Source organism: Marinobacter sp. GH_1 (assembly GCF_048595985.1).
Lineage (GTDB): Bacteria > Pseudomonadota > Gammaproteobacteria > Pseudomonadales > Oleiphilaceae > Marinobacter > Marinobacter shengliensis.
Window position 1 is genome coordinate 1,564,551 of the sequence record NZ_CP184460.1, and the last position, 13,993, is coordinate 1,578,543.

Sequence of the window (13,993 nt, forward strand, 5' to 3'; positions counted from 1 at the left end):
GCCGCCGTTGGCATGCGAAATCACCGTAAGGCCGCCCTCGGCATCCCAGCGTTGCACTAGATGTAGAGAAAACCAATTAGCTTAACCGAGTGATCGTGGGAGAACCCAACTAACGTGATTCCCATCCACTTAATAGTCACCAATTAATTTCTGTATGGTTGAAAAAATCCGAATAGGGCTACCGGAAAGTTCGCTACCTTTTGTGCCACCTGCAGATAAGTTTCTGTTTTACTTAGGCATGCCAGGAGGTGTTTCAGGAGTAATAAGCAAGCTGAGCCGTTGCCCGAATAATACAAAGCCAATTGATCCGAAAACCGTGCGAAAGGCCGTTAGAGAGGGTGTGTCGCCGAGGAGCTTTTCCCAGATTAAAGGCATCTTGGATTCCGTAGTTACGCCAGAAATGTATGAGTACATAGCAAGCCCTTATCTTGCGCCCTGGATGGAAACCACGCTTCGCCAGAATGGCCTTTCCTGGCTCTGCATCGCCAGAGGGATGCATCTTCGGGCTTTTCCGGCAACGCGGCCTGAAACCTTTACTGAGCAGTTTATTAAGAGCAGAGCTGAGCGAGAGATGGAGCTGCTCCAGACTGGCCTGGACATTCAGAAAAATAGTTCGACACCAGAAGCTTTTGATGAGCGTTGGTGTGAATATCTGAGCGATTTTCTCAAGCAACATACTGAAGTAGAGCCGTCTATCATTGATCGAGGGCTTCAAACTTGGATAGCACTAAGATCCAGAGCCGACCAGCCACGCAAAGACCAGGCTGGTTTGCTGCTTGGGCTCTACACTCGCCTGAGGGTTGATTTTTACTACCAGCTATTGTGCAACCTTTCACTAGATCTAATTCAATGGTTCAAAGACAGAGCGGGCTTAGACGAGCACGAGCAGTGGTTAGTTGAAAACAGTCTTTTTGGCGATATGTTGCCGGAGTTTGATGATGAAAAGCTGATACTACCATTTGAAAAGTTGTTGGATGCTTGGCGAAGAAATGCTGCGCCAGATGGTGGCGATTTATCATGGGCACGAATCGCGCAGTGCTTACCGAACCCTCAAGGATTAGATACGGAGAAGCAATCCCTTGCGCCCGGTCAGACTCGTAACGATCGTAACGTATCGATTGTAAAGAATAAAAAGTCGCGACTCCGAGAATGGCGACAAGGCACGCGGCCTAAATCTAATCAGCTTGAGCAGTTCATACTAAACCTGATGCCCAACGGCAACGATGCGTCATCTGCAATAATGCGGGCAGACATCGCCTGTATTTGGGGCGAATTGATACAGGACGAATTAGCATTATTTGGTGAGCTTGGTCTGATTGATGCGCGTTACGAGGCAACTTCGGCTTTCAACCTCTACCCTACCTACTGGGCGGGCTATAAAGCTCAGGCCGCACAGATTGTCGCGGCCTGAGATACATTATTCTAACGCCCCTTGGGAGGGTTGTTACCGCGTCCGCCGCCAGAAGGTTTGCCGGTTGTGCTGGGTGCGTTATGTGGTTTAGCCATGATATTCACCTGTAGGTTGGTTTTGGGAATCGGTTCTGCCGGTGCCTATTTAGCGTTTATCGTCAGCGCCGATTTCAGGAGTATTTATGATTTTGGTGGTGCACGGGAGGTGAGTCGTTACGGGAAATTCTATATGTCGTGATGGGCGACGAGAAACTGGGCCAAGCGCGCTGCGCATAATCGGCGTTACGTTAAGGTACATGAGTGGGTTATTCGCAGAGCAATCCAATCGCCTGAATTTTCAGTATTAATGGCTTCACTAGAAAACCAGCAAAATGTCTGCATGATTCATGCTAGTTTGTTTTACGTTAACTGCGGCAGGAGACATCTTTCAAGCAATGGCGATCAATTTCTACGAGAAAGGTCAGCTCTCCTCAGGTTTCTGCGGGTGGAGGGTGGTTGTCACTATTCGTGGCAAACGCTATCAGAAGTGTTTTTCATTGAACCGCCCGAGTAAACGCATCCCCGAAGAGCTCTGGTTTCGCTATCAGCAACCTCGGGACCGATACTGTGAGGCCCGATGGCAAGCACGTTCCGCCGCGGTTCAGTATCGTGAATTTATTTCTAAGAATCACTACTCTACGCTGCCGAACCGAGGTGAAGGTTTTCAGGGGATCACGCTCGGCATCGGGCGTGGAAATCGCTGCAAGCATGATAAGAGTTATTTCTCTGTGAACCTGCGGGGCAGGGCGGCGAAGGTATTTATTACCGAAGACCGGCCCTTGACGGCGGCACGGCATCATGCCGTGGGTTTGTGGCGAGAGGGGTTTGAGATACGCCCCAAAGATATCGCTGCAAAACGAAAGCTGGTTCCGGCCCCCGATCAATTCAAAGCACTGCGCAAGCAGATGAATGAAAAAGAGGGGACGGACGTCTCCGCCTCGGTGCTGCACCACGTCTACGAGGAGCAGCGTGAGGAAATTGAGAAGCTGAAGGTTGCCAAAGGGTTTGATGAGCCGGCAACCCAGGACGAGTTGTTGGCATTTTCAGCGAACTTGCAGAGGGAGATTGAGGCTTTCTGTAAGGCGTGTTTAAGAGGTATGACTCACAGATAATGCTATGTTGGTCCTTGGGTATAGCCACATTTGGGTATTTGTTTAGACTTGTAACCTCCGCCGGGTCCAAGCTTCCAGAGCATCAGCCTTCCAATACCCAACAACACCAATGGCCAGTATCGACAAGACAAAGCTTCCATAACCGATGAGGGCTGCTGTCATATTCATGGAGCCTCCGTGTTATCTAGTGCTGAGTGTTCATTATACCTGCCCGGAGATGTCTCTGGCGAGTATCTCAACTTCTGAGGGATCATGGCCTGAGGCGAGCCAATCCCTTGGGCTTAGGCAGCGGTTGCCGAGCGGCAGATCACCGTTTTCGGTCGTCATAAACCGGTTCAGGGTCAGTGGGTTTACACCTGGACCAATGTTCTGAAAAATGATCTGAAGGTGGGGGAGAGTGGCTTTCTCTGTAAACTGCCAACGAGGAAACAGTACCTCTCTGCTGGGAGATTCTAGCGTGTAAAGCACTGGGGGCGTCTTTGCAAGGAGGGCACGAACCGCTTCCTTTGATGTGGAAAGACGTTGAGCTACCTCGTCCAAAGTAAGCGCCTGCTGAATTATGTCGTACACCTCATTCTGGAGCTGCTGGATCTGGCGGCGGGTTATTTCTTCGCTGGTATGGCCGTCAGCGTCTGTGAACCGCGCTCCGCCGGCTTTGAGAATGTCTCTTTCTTTCGGCGATAGAGGCCGGCTCTTCTGACGAGTTTCGTTATCGGGCTGTGAGTTCGAAATGCTGCTCTGGATGTCTTGGGACAGAATGTAGGCCATATAGTCTTGACTCACCTTGGTGACAAGCTGATTACGAATTTCGTTGTCTGATTGCACGTCCCAAGCCCTCCATTCGGATCAGCAACACAAAGCTGGCGCTAAATTGGTAACCGGGATCGGCTCCGAAATCTGCACTGCATTGGCGCGAGTTCCCTTGTGAAATTCTGGAGTCAGATAATATCGTAGTCGGGATCTTACGATAACTTACTCAATTACGGCTTATCACGCCGACCACCGCTACCTTCATGGCCATTGTTACTGATTGTTTCCACTCACCATCAAGAGACAACGGCATAAACTAACGTCAGGTTGTTGCGTAGTTGCACTTTGACCCTGACTCGACCACGTGATCAAAGCAGGTTATGGTTTCTTGATCTGCCCCGCTAGTGACAATGGAGTACGTTACCATGACGATAAAACACTCAACCGAAGAAGAGCTACTAGAAGGCCTCAATCCCCACACCGCCCATGCCGATGAGCTGGCCGAGCCGTTGCCTCAGGAGCTTACACCTCTGGAGCGCCTCAAAGGTTCGATTAAGCGCTATGACCGGCCGACCAACTCGATTTGGGACGAGTATTTGGACTCTGAAGGCGTCAGTGACGACTTTATGGAGGATCGAGGGCAGCTAAAGAAGGGACGAACATAATGGCCCTCGATGACGAAAAAGCCAAAGGGCATGTAGCCCTCAAGGGATTCTTTGGTATTTGTCGTGAGTGGGACTGCACCCGTGAAGAAATGATGCAGATGCTGGGCGGTGTGTCCCAGAGCACGCTGGTCAGGTATCAGGCGTTGCCGCACGTAAAGCTCTCGCGGGATACCTTCGAGCGCATCAGCTACATCCTGGGCATCTACAAATCCTTGAGAGTCATGTATCCGACGGCCGACCGCGCCAATCGCCGGGTTCGCCTGGAAACCAGTGAGCCTCCTTTTCTTGGAGCGTCAGCCATGGACTTTATGGCGCAAGGCTCTTTGAAGCATCTCGCGGAAACTCGGCGCTACTTTGATGCAAGGCGGGCAGGGTAACCCCTCAGCGTAGAGCGATAACAATGCCGATTCCATACATTACCGGCCTGACGGCACTCTGTACTCTACACCCGGGGCGCTTAAAACCTTTCTGGCACGATATGGGGTCACCCGCTTTCTGGGCTATCGCCGGTCATAACTACCCGAACACCTCTTTCCTGTTCGGAGAGCGAGAGATTGTAGATATATCGGGGTTTCTGGCGCTGTCAGGAATGCCGGTGAATTTGTCCAGGTGCGCCAGCTCCGAACGCGCGGTCTTTGACCTGCTTTACCATCACATTGAGCAGAACAACCGGATGGGGGGATTACCGTATGTGTGAATAGGAGTGGCCTCGGGTTCATCCGATTTTACAGGCTACTGTCGAGTAATCTATTGAGTTCTTGGCGATGTTCATCGAGCTCATCAATAGCTTCATTAAGCTTCAATTGACGTTTTTCAATGTCTTCTGAGTCACCATCCTTAAATGCTTGCTCAAGTTCCCGTTGACGAATTTCAACCTCCTTTTGGCTCTTCCGAGTTTCTTCTTCAGCCTCTGCCAACAACTTCTCATCGGTACAATTATTTTCGACATTCCTTAGGGCAGCTTTTAAACCGCGCACCGTTCTGACGTCATCTCTTTGTAACGCCATCTTTAACTGACGTTCTATCTCATCTGATTTTGCTGTGCAGAGAGGGTAATCCCCCCATTTTTAGCCGGGCTCAAAAGTAGACCTCAGGCCATCATGGCCAACCTCTGTTGAGGAGTAATTCCTCCAAGTCCCATATTGGGTCGTTCGTGATTGTAGTGCCAGAGCCAGCGAGTGGCATAATCCTGGACTTCTTCGGTGCTGTCGAACAGATACTGTGCCAGCCAATCGTAACGCACCGTCCGGTTGTAGCGTTCGATATAAGCGTTCTGCTGGGGTTTACCAGGCTGGATAAACGCCAGCTTGATCACCCGCTGTTCAGCCCAGGCTGACAGCTTGCCGCTGATGTACTCAGGGCCGTTGTCACAGCGAATAGAACGCGGCTTGCCCCGCCACTCAATGATCTGCTCCAGTGATCGGATAACCCGTTCCGCCGGCAGCGAGAAGTCCACTTCGATGCCAAGGCCTTCCCGGTTAAAGTCGTCGATCACATTCAGCAGTCGGTAACTACGTCCGTCGTTAAGTTGATCGTGCATGAAGTCCATCGACCAACTGTCATTGATCATTTCCGGCACAGCCAATGGCTCCGGCTTTTCACGAACCAGACGTTTTTTGGGTTTGATTCGTAAGTTCAATTCCAACTCCCGATAAATCCGGTACACCCGTTTGTGATTCCAGCCAAACCCTTTGACGTTTCTCAGGTGCAAAAAGCACAGCCCGAAGCCCCAGTTCCGTTGGTTATGGGTCAATCGGATCAGCCAGTCCGCAATCTCGGCATTCTCGCTGCTAAGCTTGGCCTGGTAGCGATAGCAGGTCTCGCTGATGCTGAACATCCAGCAAGCCAGGCGAATACTGACGCGCTTCTCATTGACGGCTTTCTGCGCCATCTCACGGCGACGAGACGGCTTTACCACTTTTTTTCGATGGCTTCCTTGAGAATGTCCGACTTGAGCCGCTCCTCGGCGTACATCTTCTTGAGCCGACGGTTTTCGTCCTCCAGCTCTTTCAGGCGGGCCATCATCGATGCGTCCATCCCGCCGAACTTCGCGCGCCATTTGTAAAAGCTGGCGCTGCTCATGCCATGCTCACGGCACAGCTCCGGAACCGGTACGCCGTTCTCGGCTTGCTTGAGTATCGACAGGATCTGGCTGTCGGAAAAACGTGACTTCTTCATGCAGAATCTCCCTGCGTTTAGCTTACGGAAAATTCTACTTTTGAAAACCGCTATTTTTCGGGGGGAATACCAGAGGGCTGGCATTAGTGGCGGCAGTAGTCGGAACGCTAAAATTCAAAGTGAGAAAAAATGCTGAGCAGGTGATTATTGATTTTTTCATTTTAGTGTTCGCACTGTGGATGATTTTAGTGTGTTCTTCTTTAATTCGGGTTCTACCCCGTTTCCAAGGATGGTTTTAAAACGGCGGACAGCTTCCTGTCCTGAGCAGCAACTCTACGTCGCATCCTGGGATTATGGAACCGCTCAATGTAGTCGAATACGTCAGCTCTCGCTTCATTCTGAGTGCGATAGCGCCGGTGGTGAATTCGCTCCCGCTTGAGCATTCCGAAGAACCCCTCGCAGGCGGCATTATCACCGCAATGGCCAACGGCACTCATGCTGCTCACCAGGCGGTTGCTGCCGAGATATCGCTGGTAGTCGCCGCTGGTGAATTGGCTGCCTCGATCTGAGTGTAATATCACCGGGACTTTCCCCTGACGTTGCCAAACGGCCATCTCAACCGCTCTGATCACCATGTGCCGATCTTGCCGGTGATGCATGGACCAACCAACGATCAGCTTGCTGAACAGGTCGAGGACCACGCACAGAAAGCGCTTTCCTTCCTGAGTGGGTATCTCGGTAATATCCGTCACCCACTTGGTGTCTGGCTCCAGAGCGGAGAAATTCCGCACCAGATGATTCCGGATACTCGGTGGCCGATAAGATCGACGCCCCAGGCGTCCGCGCTTCTTGCGTGGCCATCCCTGAATGCCATGCATGGCCATCAATCGCGCAACACGATTCAGACTTGTTGAAGCACCCTCGGCAGCCAGGTCCTCGTGCATACGCGGTGAGCCAATCATGCCTCCGCTGTCATCATGAATCTCTCTGACGCGTGACAACAGGTGCTGATTAGCCTTTGCCCTGGCGGACTGGGGGCGAGATACCCAAGCGTAATAACCGCTGGCCGACACCTTCAGGCATCGGCACATAAGACGTATTGGGAAATGATTGCGACAACGTTGAATCGCCTGATACCTCAGGACGACTCCTTTGCGAAGAACACTGCCGCTTCGCGCAAAAAATCACGCTCCTTCTTTACACGGGCCAACTCTCGTTTGAGACGGGCGACCTACTCGTCTCTGGGTGAGCCAGAGCCCTTGAAGGCCTTGTCACTTTCCTCATCCGCTTCTCTGCGCCAACGAGACAACAGATTGGGATTAATGCCGATCTCCAAGGCGACTTGGCGACAACTCACACCGGGTTGGCAGGTCAAAGCAATGGCTTCGCGTTTGAACTCTGGGCTATATTTTCTGCGTCTGGACATGAACACTCCTTTGGCACAGTGTGCCTCTTTTTAGGAATGTCCGCAGTAACGGGGTAGAACCCTACCTTACAGTGGACTTCCCTCGACACAAAGACACACTGCAGCCTAAAAATAGTCCATTTCAAAGGGCTCTGGCGAGAGGCAACAAATTGGTCGTTACAATATCGAACTTGTTTGCGAAGGTGATCTTATCAATAGTGAGGGAGCCTTTAATGGAAACCGTACTAATACCAAATAGATTGATCGAAGCATCCCAGAATCTGTCATTGATGGGGTTGCGGCTGCGTACCTTGGCTCTGACCAAGGTTTCTTTAATACACTATGTAACAGGTATTGCTCCCCCAATTTCGATATCTGTTCAAGAGTGGATTTATCTTTTTCCCGAATCTGAGCAGCCCTATCGAGATCTTACAAGAGGACTGGAGTCTCTATTGAGCGCCAAAGTCCAATTCCCCGGGCAAGAAAAAGAGATCGGTTTCTTAGAGAATGGTAAATATATTGAGTCAGAGGGAAGGGTCGAATTTTGCTTTAGCGGGGAGTTTCTCAAAGGTTGTCTTTAACGATTTTGCTGAACTAGCACACATACCTCAGGGAGTTTTACGACCTGGTTTACGACATAAAATGTTCATGAGGGCCATGCAAAATAAAAACAGCGGGTATATGTAGGCCTTTCTTACTTTTCTGCGGCGTCTAACGCATCGAGAAATAATCCGGTCCTGGGCCTTCAAGAAACGCCGAATGAACCCGGTCCCCTATTTAGGTCTACCCAGAGTTGGAGAAATCCGGATCCTGAGTTTGGGAACGGTATGCGCAAGGGCTGTTATCCGAGATCTAAAAGTTCGACGAACCGTGCGCGGCGTTTAACCAGATCTAAATAATGATCTTTCATGTCTGGTGGCATGAGGGAGGTCTGAACTGTTTTTGGTGCCTCAGATTTAATTTTTGCGACAAGATTGAGGATGGTTTCTCGAGCTACTGGCGCATCCAACCCGGCCGCCTCGGCCAATTGAACGAAGTCCCCGCCGGAATAAAACCCATTTCCCATATGTTGTAAGTACTCCGGTTCGCCATGGGTCAAAAAACTTAGAGCCATGGTCGACGACAGAGGTGAATTCGAGAACAAGGACGAGGCAAGAACATCGTATACCGGAGCCAATCTGAACGGTTGTTTCACGAAGGCAATGTTTTTCATATGATGATCGTCGTTGCCAATGAGGTAGCTAAAGACCAACCTGCGGAAAAGCTCCAGGCCGGAAGGCAAACCGCCATGTTTAATTGCCAGCTCTAGTACCACCTGATAGCTAGCGGCGGTGTATTTGTTCTCAGATCGCAGGTTAGAAGCCCCAAGTGCCTGCATCGCGTCTTCCTGGTGGATCTTTTTACCATCAGTTGTTCTGTCGAAGCGTCGAATGACGAAGACCTTGTGGCCGTCGCCCAATGAGAGGAGGGAGCACGGTGGCACGTCGAATCCAAGGTTCCTCATCAGCACCATTGAGGCGTGCTCGTTCTCGGCCGCAAAAGGGTACCGTTCCGGCGATGGCTTGAGGATAAAAGTTCCGCCCACGTCAGCCAGGTTAAGCCCGCCATCGTTGATGGTGAGATGGCACTTCATTTGGACGCCCGCGATTGAATAACCCGAAGCAAACGATGGCAGGGACTGTGTGAGCGCTCGTCTGTCCGCGGCCAGCTCGATATTGAGTGTGCTGCTGCCGAACAGCGTTTCCAGGCAGGATGAATGATGCTGAATGTAATGGCCTTCAGGAAGCGGTTGCAGGCAGGTCAAGCAATTCACGATAGTGCGTTCTCAATCGGTTCGATGGTTACAGCTCCCGAGAGATCACGGCCATTGTTGACCAGCAGTCGCAATTCGTCGGTTTCATCAATCTTTTGTGAGAAAGACTGTAGCCGCCGGAGCCAGCCCTCACTGATCAAACCGCTAAAGAAACCATGGAGCGTGTCAGATACAAATGGCTCGCGTTGAAGGGGAAGGCTCAGGCTCAGTGGCTCCGAGGTGCCGGCAAGAAATTCTGGATCGTACTGAAACGTGAAAAGTCCGCCCCGCCGCGAAAGTTTACCCGCGATACGGTCGTGGAATTTCACGGTAGCATTGATGTTGTTGGGCAAGCGGGTATCTCCATCTCTTCGGAACAACCAAAAATTTCTAATCTACGACTGTCGTGGCCGCTCTTTTGACCAGGCCTACGCCAGCTGCTTTGTCATCGACCTTACGCTTTAGAAGACCGTTCGTCCTGCTCTTGCTCACCGGTGTCCTGGTTTGGCACCACTACAACTACTCTCCCGTCCACGTTTAATACTTGCCCCTCCCCCATCGGAATCAGCCAGGGCTCCTCCCATCGTGTATGGCCGAACACTGTCAGGCCCTCAAAACCAGAGCGTAGGGAAAGCTCAAGATCGTGATCTCCCCGTCGGTCCGGGCGACTCGGGTCGGTTGGCCCTTGGTGGAGCAGAAGGATATCGGGCTTTTTATCCGTCACACTTTCCGTCACCTGTAAGAACGACTCAGCGCTTCTTCGTTGACTGCGATGTGGATCGCCAACGATACCGGACACGCCACCAACGGTGAGCCCATAGACATCCTCAACAACATCGCCATCAAGAAGATCGACTGCATTTGAAAGTCGCTGGGGGTCGGTTAATTCATCGTGGTTGCCCAGAACGCCAATCACGCGTGACGCCGCCCTGGTAAACGCCTCAAACACAGCATCCACGGGCCCCGAGCCGCCGCGTTTATGGCAATCCGGGTAGTCATAAAGATCGCCACAAGCGAAGATGGCGGCCGGCCGCGGAGTCTGGCCAGTTTCCACTAGGGCGTTTAACTCATCCGCGACGACCTCACCAAGCAATCGATTGGCACCTCCAATTTCGCGGCCCTGCAGATCCGACACGAACACCAACGATTGAATGCCCGGCGGAATGCCGTTTGCAAAGGCCCGGTGGAAGGACAGCCGGCATCGTTGAGGTTGCCGAGCGCCACTGGTTCGGTAAGGCAGTTCGTGAAAGGGTGTGGTCTCGATGCCCGTAATGACGAGCGAGCCTTCGTGACGCGACTGGCTATTCACTCATCACGCTCTCGGTTCGACGGTTGATCTCGATCCTCCATAAAATCCTCGCTGACGCCTTCACTGTCAAAGAACTCATCCCAGACAGGCTCGGTCGGGTGGTCATACTTCTTCACCGACCCACGGAGCTTTTCCAATGGTGTGAGCTCCTGCTCAAGGGGCTGAGCCAGCTCATCCGCATGAACTGTGTGGGCATTCAGACCTTTTAGCAATTCGCCCTCTGTGAGCCGCTTGACCATTCTTTACCTCCATCCGGAATCATTTTTCGGTCTCTCGCCAACGATGGGCGCGCCAGAAAATGCTCCTTTAACGATAGGCCGCCCGGCAAAAAAAATCTACAAATTATTTTTTGAAAAAGTCAATAAAATCAACAAGTATGCTCAACGCATACAATTGTATTTGAGATTTTTTTGAGGCATCTTGGGTTAAAGTCGGGTGACGCCTTCACAAATGTCTGATGGCAACGGCCCAAAAATCAGCCACACCGTGCGAGTGCCCGAGTGATGAAACCTGAAACCCTTCTCGTGATCGATCTGGAAGCTACCTGTTGGGGCGACCAGCGCACGCCCGATGGCGAGCCACAGAGCGTCGAGAACATGGAGATCATTGAGCTCGGATGTGCGCTGGCCACCCGGGAAGGGCTGGTGCTGGATAGCCAGTCGTTTCTGGTGCGCCCCACTCGATACCCGGTTCTCAGTGGATTCTGTGCGGAGCTCACCAGCATCACGCAGTCGATGGTTGTTGAGGCGCCGGATTTCCCACGGGCAATTCAGTTACTGAACGAATGGCTTGGAAGCCCGTCGGAGGATTTCCTTTGGTGCAGCTGGGGGAACTACGATCGCCTGCATCTGTTGGCACAAAGCCAATTAGACGATGCCAGGCCTTTGCCATTGAACTACCCACACTTGAACCTCAAACGACTGTGGCGCCGTACCACGGGCCAGAAGAAAAAGACCGGGCTGAGCAGTGCCCTGGCATTCCACGACCTGACCTTTGAGGGCAACCACCATCGCGGGGTAGACGATGCCCGCAATATCGTGAGGCTGTTACCGTTTATGGATTGGTCTTTGGAGTCCGAACTGTTAACTCCACCGGAGATCTCCGAATGAAGCTGGTCTGCATATCAGATACCCACAGTCTGCACTGGCGAATCCCCGAGATCCCAGTCGGCGATGTGTTCATTCATGCGGGTGACTGTCTGGGGCAAGGCACGCTGGAGAACATCGAAGATTTTAACGACTGGCTGGGAGCGCTGCCGCACCGGCATAAGATCGTGATTGCCGGGAATCACGACTGGGCCTTCCAGGAAACCCCGGAACTGGCACGGCAAGCCCTGACCAACGCCATTTATCTGCAGGACAGCGGCGTCGAGATCGAAGGTGTCCGATTCTGGGGTTCTCCCTGGACACCCACGTTCATGGATTGGGCGTTTATGCTGGAGCGGGGCGAACCGCTAAACCAGAAATGGCGGCTCATTCCGGGCGATACTGATGTGCTGATCACCCATGGGCCACCCAGAGGCATTGGTGACGAAGCCAATATGGGGTTCAAAAGCCAGAACGTTGGTTGTGCTGATCTACTGGCCTGCATTCAGGAACTTGCACTCAAAGTGCACATTTTTGGCCACATCCATGAAGGCTACGGGGAATACCAGCAGGGACAAGCAAAGTTGATCAATGCAAGCACCTGCAACGCGCGGTATGAGCCGCGGAACCCGCCGATCGTGATGGAGATATAAATCGGCCAATTTTGATTGAGGACGGGCTCATGTCGTGGATTAACCCCAAGGATCAAATGCCTGAAGATCGGGAGATTGTGATCGCTTTGTACCTAGGATGTTGGTCTGGTCGTGGAAACAGCGGCATTACTGATGCTTATGCTGTGGATAGGCAATGGGGCAATATTCCTGAAGGGGTCACGGTTGTTGGATGGATGCCTTTGCCGAATAAGGACGCATTGCCTGAATGGCTTGCAACATCATTTGATGACCACGCACTCGTTGATCTGTGCAAAGAGCGGATGAATGAAAAGAGCGTGCACGCTAATCTGGATGACGACGAATATTCCATGCTCTGAGGGCGTCTAACGTGACGGCAGAAGAACTGATCGTACAGCTAAGAAAGCTACGACCGGAAACACTGGTGCTGGTTGAAGGCTACGAAACCGGCTTTGATGACATTGTAGAGCTCACCCCCGAAAAGGTTGTCCGGTACCGGCATGCTCAGGAGTGGGATGGCGAATATCAGACGCTGGACCGGTTCTCGAATACAGGGACCGAAAGGCTGAAAGCTGTGGTGATCCATGGTCGCCGAGACCACCGGAGGTGACGTCATGACAGAGAAGAAGACCTGTCACCTGGATGACCTCATAGCCCAGTGTGATCCAAGCGCGCCCATGCCGGAGGCAGTTCGGGAGTGGGATCAGGCAACATCGGTCGGCCTGGAACAAACTGTGATGGATGACCAGGTGGACATCCGGAATGCGGTTCTGGTGTTTCGCGAAAAATTGGCGAATAAGTTCGATGCCATCCAGCTGATCCTGTTTGGCAGCCGAGCCCGAGGCGATTATCACGACGAAAGCGACGCGGACGTAGCGGTTATTCTAGTTGGACAGCCCGGTGATTTCGTAGATACAAAGCTGGCGATGGCTGACTTGGCGTTTGAGGTGCTCACTGAAACCGGCGTTCTGATTCAGGCCCTGCCAGTTTGGGAGAGTGAGTGGTGTAATCCAGACAACTACTCCAATCCTGGTCTGCTTCATTCCGTCGCACGAGATGGCATTCCTCTCTGGCATCGATGACACCTGCCAAAAATTTTCAGCCGCTCCTATGGTAAATTCACAAACACTGAGCTCTTGTAAAACGGGACGCGAGCGTCCGAGAAGATCGATCGCAATATTCCCAATTCGGGCCTTAATAGGCACAACGCCGCTTATGTTTGTGTGGGACCCAACCACTCCTCATGAACTGTAGGTGCACCGCAAATAACGACCTAGCAATTCCACCATCTGCTCGCCACTGATCACGTTGGCTCTGCGAAGAGCAACAATCAGATCCTCAACATCGTCAGTGACAACCTCGTCGCCCGCGAGGCGAGTGGCAACGGTGGCAATGTCGTCATCATGTAGCGGCTGATAAGTCACGCCATTCTGCCGGGCTAAATGCCGGATGTAGTTTTCGATGTTGCCAGTCTTCTCTGCGGGATCATCCATCGGAGGGAGGCCTTCAATCCTGATCTTCGCCCAAATTTAGCAGTTTTATCCATAGCAGATTGGGAATGACATCGTTCAACATTGCTGCATTCGATGTTCGACATCCCATAAAAATGTGCGGAAAAAACCCCAAAGTTTCCAAAACGACACAAGATCGCCTGCGTATGGCCGTCCACTCCTCAG

The 13,993-nt window shown here is 52.0% G+C and carries 17 protein-coding genes and 2 pseudogenes; 10 read left to right on the top strand and 9 right to left on the bottom strand.

Annotation, left to right across the window (positions count from 1 at the left end; genetic code table 11):
* The first annotated feature begins 154 nt into the window (after positions 1-154).
* Together ACNSOI_RS07155 and ACNSOI_RS07160 are read left to right on the top strand one after the other, a co-directional pair.
* Complete coding sequence (locus ACNSOI_RS07155; protein ID WP_420195455.1) at positions 155-1,411, top strand: hypothetical protein; 1,257 nt, start codon at positions 155-157, stop codon at positions 1,409-1,411.
* A 433-nt stretch (positions 1,412-1,844) separates the two neighbouring features.
* A complete protein-coding gene (locus ACNSOI_RS07160) occupies positions 1,845-2,561 on the top strand; it encodes a hypothetical protein (protein ID WP_420195456.1) in 717 nt (238 codons plus the stop codon).
* Between the two features lie 201 nt (positions 2,562-2,762).
* On the opposite strand, the gene ACNSOI_RS07165 is transcribed toward ACNSOI_RS07160, so the two are convergent.
* Positions 2,763-3,386, bottom strand: coding sequence for a hypothetical protein (locus tag ACNSOI_RS07165; protein WP_420195457.1), 624 nt, complete (start codon positions 3,384-3,386; stop codon positions 2,763-2,765).
* A 350-nt stretch (positions 3,387-3,736) separates the two neighbouring features.
* On the opposite strand from ACNSOI_RS07165, the gene ACNSOI_RS07170 reads away from it, so the two are divergent.
* Both ACNSOI_RS07170 and ACNSOI_RS07175 read left to right on the top strand, forming a co-directional pair.
* Positions 3,737-3,976 carry a hypothetical protein gene (locus tag ACNSOI_RS07170; protein WP_420195458.1) on the top strand — a complete coding sequence of 80 codons (240 nt, stop codon included), beginning with the start codon at positions 3,737-3,739 and terminating at the stop codon, positions 3,974-3,976.
* Positions 3,976-4,353, top strand: coding sequence for an antitoxin Xre-like helix-turn-helix domain-containing protein (locus ACNSOI_RS07175; protein WP_420195459.1), 378 nt, complete (start codon positions 3,976-3,978; stop codon positions 4,351-4,353). The genes ACNSOI_RS07170 and ACNSOI_RS07175 overlap by 1 nt, the downstream gene beginning before the upstream one ends.
* Before the next feature lie 348 nt (positions 4,354-4,701).
* Here ACNSOI_RS07175 and ACNSOI_RS07180 read toward each other — a convergent pair.
* The 3 genes and pseudogenes from ACNSOI_RS07180 to ACNSOI_RS07190 all read right to left on the bottom strand — a co-directional run.
* Positions 4,702-5,016, bottom strand: a pseudogene (locus ACNSOI_RS07180) (DUF1090 family protein); the annotation flags it as partial.
* Positions 5,017-5,066: 50 nt separating this feature from the next.
* Positions 5,067-6,154 (bottom strand): IS3 family transposase gene (locus ACNSOI_RS07185; RefSeq protein WP_420195460.1). Its coding sequence is split into 2 segments (ribosomal slippage): positions 5,067-5,902 and positions 5,902-6,154, totalling 1,089 coding nucleotides; the frame shifts between segments, so codons are not numbered across the junction.
* A 212-nt stretch (positions 6,155-6,366) separates the two neighbouring features.
* Positions 6,367-7,520 (bottom strand): annotated as a pseudogene (locus ACNSOI_RS07190) (IS3 family transposase).
* A 212-nt stretch (positions 7,521-7,732) separates the two neighbouring features.
* On the opposite strand from ACNSOI_RS07190, the gene ACNSOI_RS07195 reads away from it, so the two are divergent.
* Positions 7,733-8,080 (top strand): RepB family plasmid replication initiator protein, encoded by a 348-nt coding sequence (locus ACNSOI_RS07195; RefSeq protein WP_420195461.1) that lies wholly within the window; start codon positions 7,733-7,735, stop codon positions 8,078-8,080.
* Positions 8,081-8,340: 260 nt separating this feature from the next.
* On the opposite strand, the gene ACNSOI_RS07200 is transcribed toward ACNSOI_RS07195, so the two are convergent.
* The 4 genes from ACNSOI_RS07200 to ACNSOI_RS07215 form a co-directional block, all read right to left on the bottom strand.
* Positions 8,341-9,303 carry a type II toxin-antitoxin system HipA family toxin gene (locus tag ACNSOI_RS07200; protein ID WP_420195462.1) on the bottom strand — a complete coding sequence of 321 codons (963 nt, stop codon included), beginning with the start codon at positions 9,301-9,303 and terminating at the stop codon, positions 8,341-8,343.
* 5 nt (positions 9,304-9,308) lie between these two features.
* Positions 9,309-9,644 carry a HipA N-terminal domain-containing protein gene (locus ACNSOI_RS07205; protein WP_420195463.1) on the bottom strand — a complete coding sequence of 112 codons (336 nt, stop codon included), beginning with the start codon at positions 9,642-9,644 and terminating at the stop codon, positions 9,309-9,311.
* A gap of 101 nt (positions 9,645-9,745) precedes the next feature.
* Positions 9,746-10,600, bottom strand: a complete 855-nt coding sequence (locus ACNSOI_RS07210) for a metallophosphoesterase family protein (protein ID WP_420195464.1) — start codon at positions 10,598-10,600, stop codon at positions 9,746-9,748.
* Entirely contained in the window at positions 10,597-10,839 is a 243-nt protein-coding gene (locus ACNSOI_RS07215) for a hypothetical protein (protein ID WP_420195465.1), read from the bottom strand. Before ACNSOI_RS07215 ends, ACNSOI_RS07210 begins: the two co-directional genes overlap by 4 nt.
* Positions 10,840-11,103: 264 nt before the next feature.
* Here ACNSOI_RS07215 and ACNSOI_RS07220 point away from each other — a divergent pair, with 264 nt between their 5' ends.
* From ACNSOI_RS07220 to ACNSOI_RS07240, 5 genes are read left to right on the top strand one after another with little or no spacing between them, the layout of a single operon-like run.
* Entirely contained in the window at positions 11,104-11,709 is a 606-nt protein-coding gene (locus ACNSOI_RS07220; RefSeq protein ID WP_420195466.1) for an exonuclease domain-containing protein, read from the top strand.
* Entirely contained in the window at positions 11,706-12,338 is a 633-nt protein-coding gene (locus ACNSOI_RS07225) for a metallophosphatase domain-containing protein (RefSeq protein WP_420195467.1), read from the top strand. The genes ACNSOI_RS07220 and ACNSOI_RS07225 overlap by 4 nt, the downstream gene beginning before the upstream one ends.
* A 29-nt stretch (positions 12,339-12,367) precedes the next feature.
* Positions 12,368-12,676 (top strand): DUF551 domain-containing protein, encoded by a 309-nt coding sequence (locus tag ACNSOI_RS07230; protein ID WP_156510014.1) that lies wholly within the window; start codon positions 12,368-12,370, stop codon positions 12,674-12,676.
* 11 nt (positions 12,677-12,687) lie between these two features.
* Positions 12,688-12,927, top strand: a complete 240-nt coding sequence (locus tag ACNSOI_RS07235) for a hypothetical protein (RefSeq protein WP_420195468.1) — start codon at positions 12,688-12,690, stop codon at positions 12,925-12,927.
* A 4-nt stretch (positions 12,928-12,931) separates the two neighbouring features.
* Positions 12,932-13,399 (top strand): nucleotidyltransferase domain-containing protein, encoded by a 468-nt coding sequence (locus ACNSOI_RS07240; protein ID WP_420195469.1) that lies wholly within the window; start codon positions 12,932-12,934, stop codon positions 13,397-13,399.
* A 159-nt stretch (positions 13,400-13,558) separates the two neighbouring features.
* Here the strand turns inward: ACNSOI_RS07240 and ACNSOI_RS07245 are convergent, their stop codons facing one another.
* Positions 13,559-13,810 carry a hypothetical protein gene (locus ACNSOI_RS07245; protein ID WP_420195470.1) on the bottom strand — a complete coding sequence of 84 codons (252 nt, stop codon included), beginning with the start codon at positions 13,808-13,810 and terminating at the stop codon, positions 13,559-13,561.
* Positions 13,811-13,993: the final 183 nt, after the last annotated feature.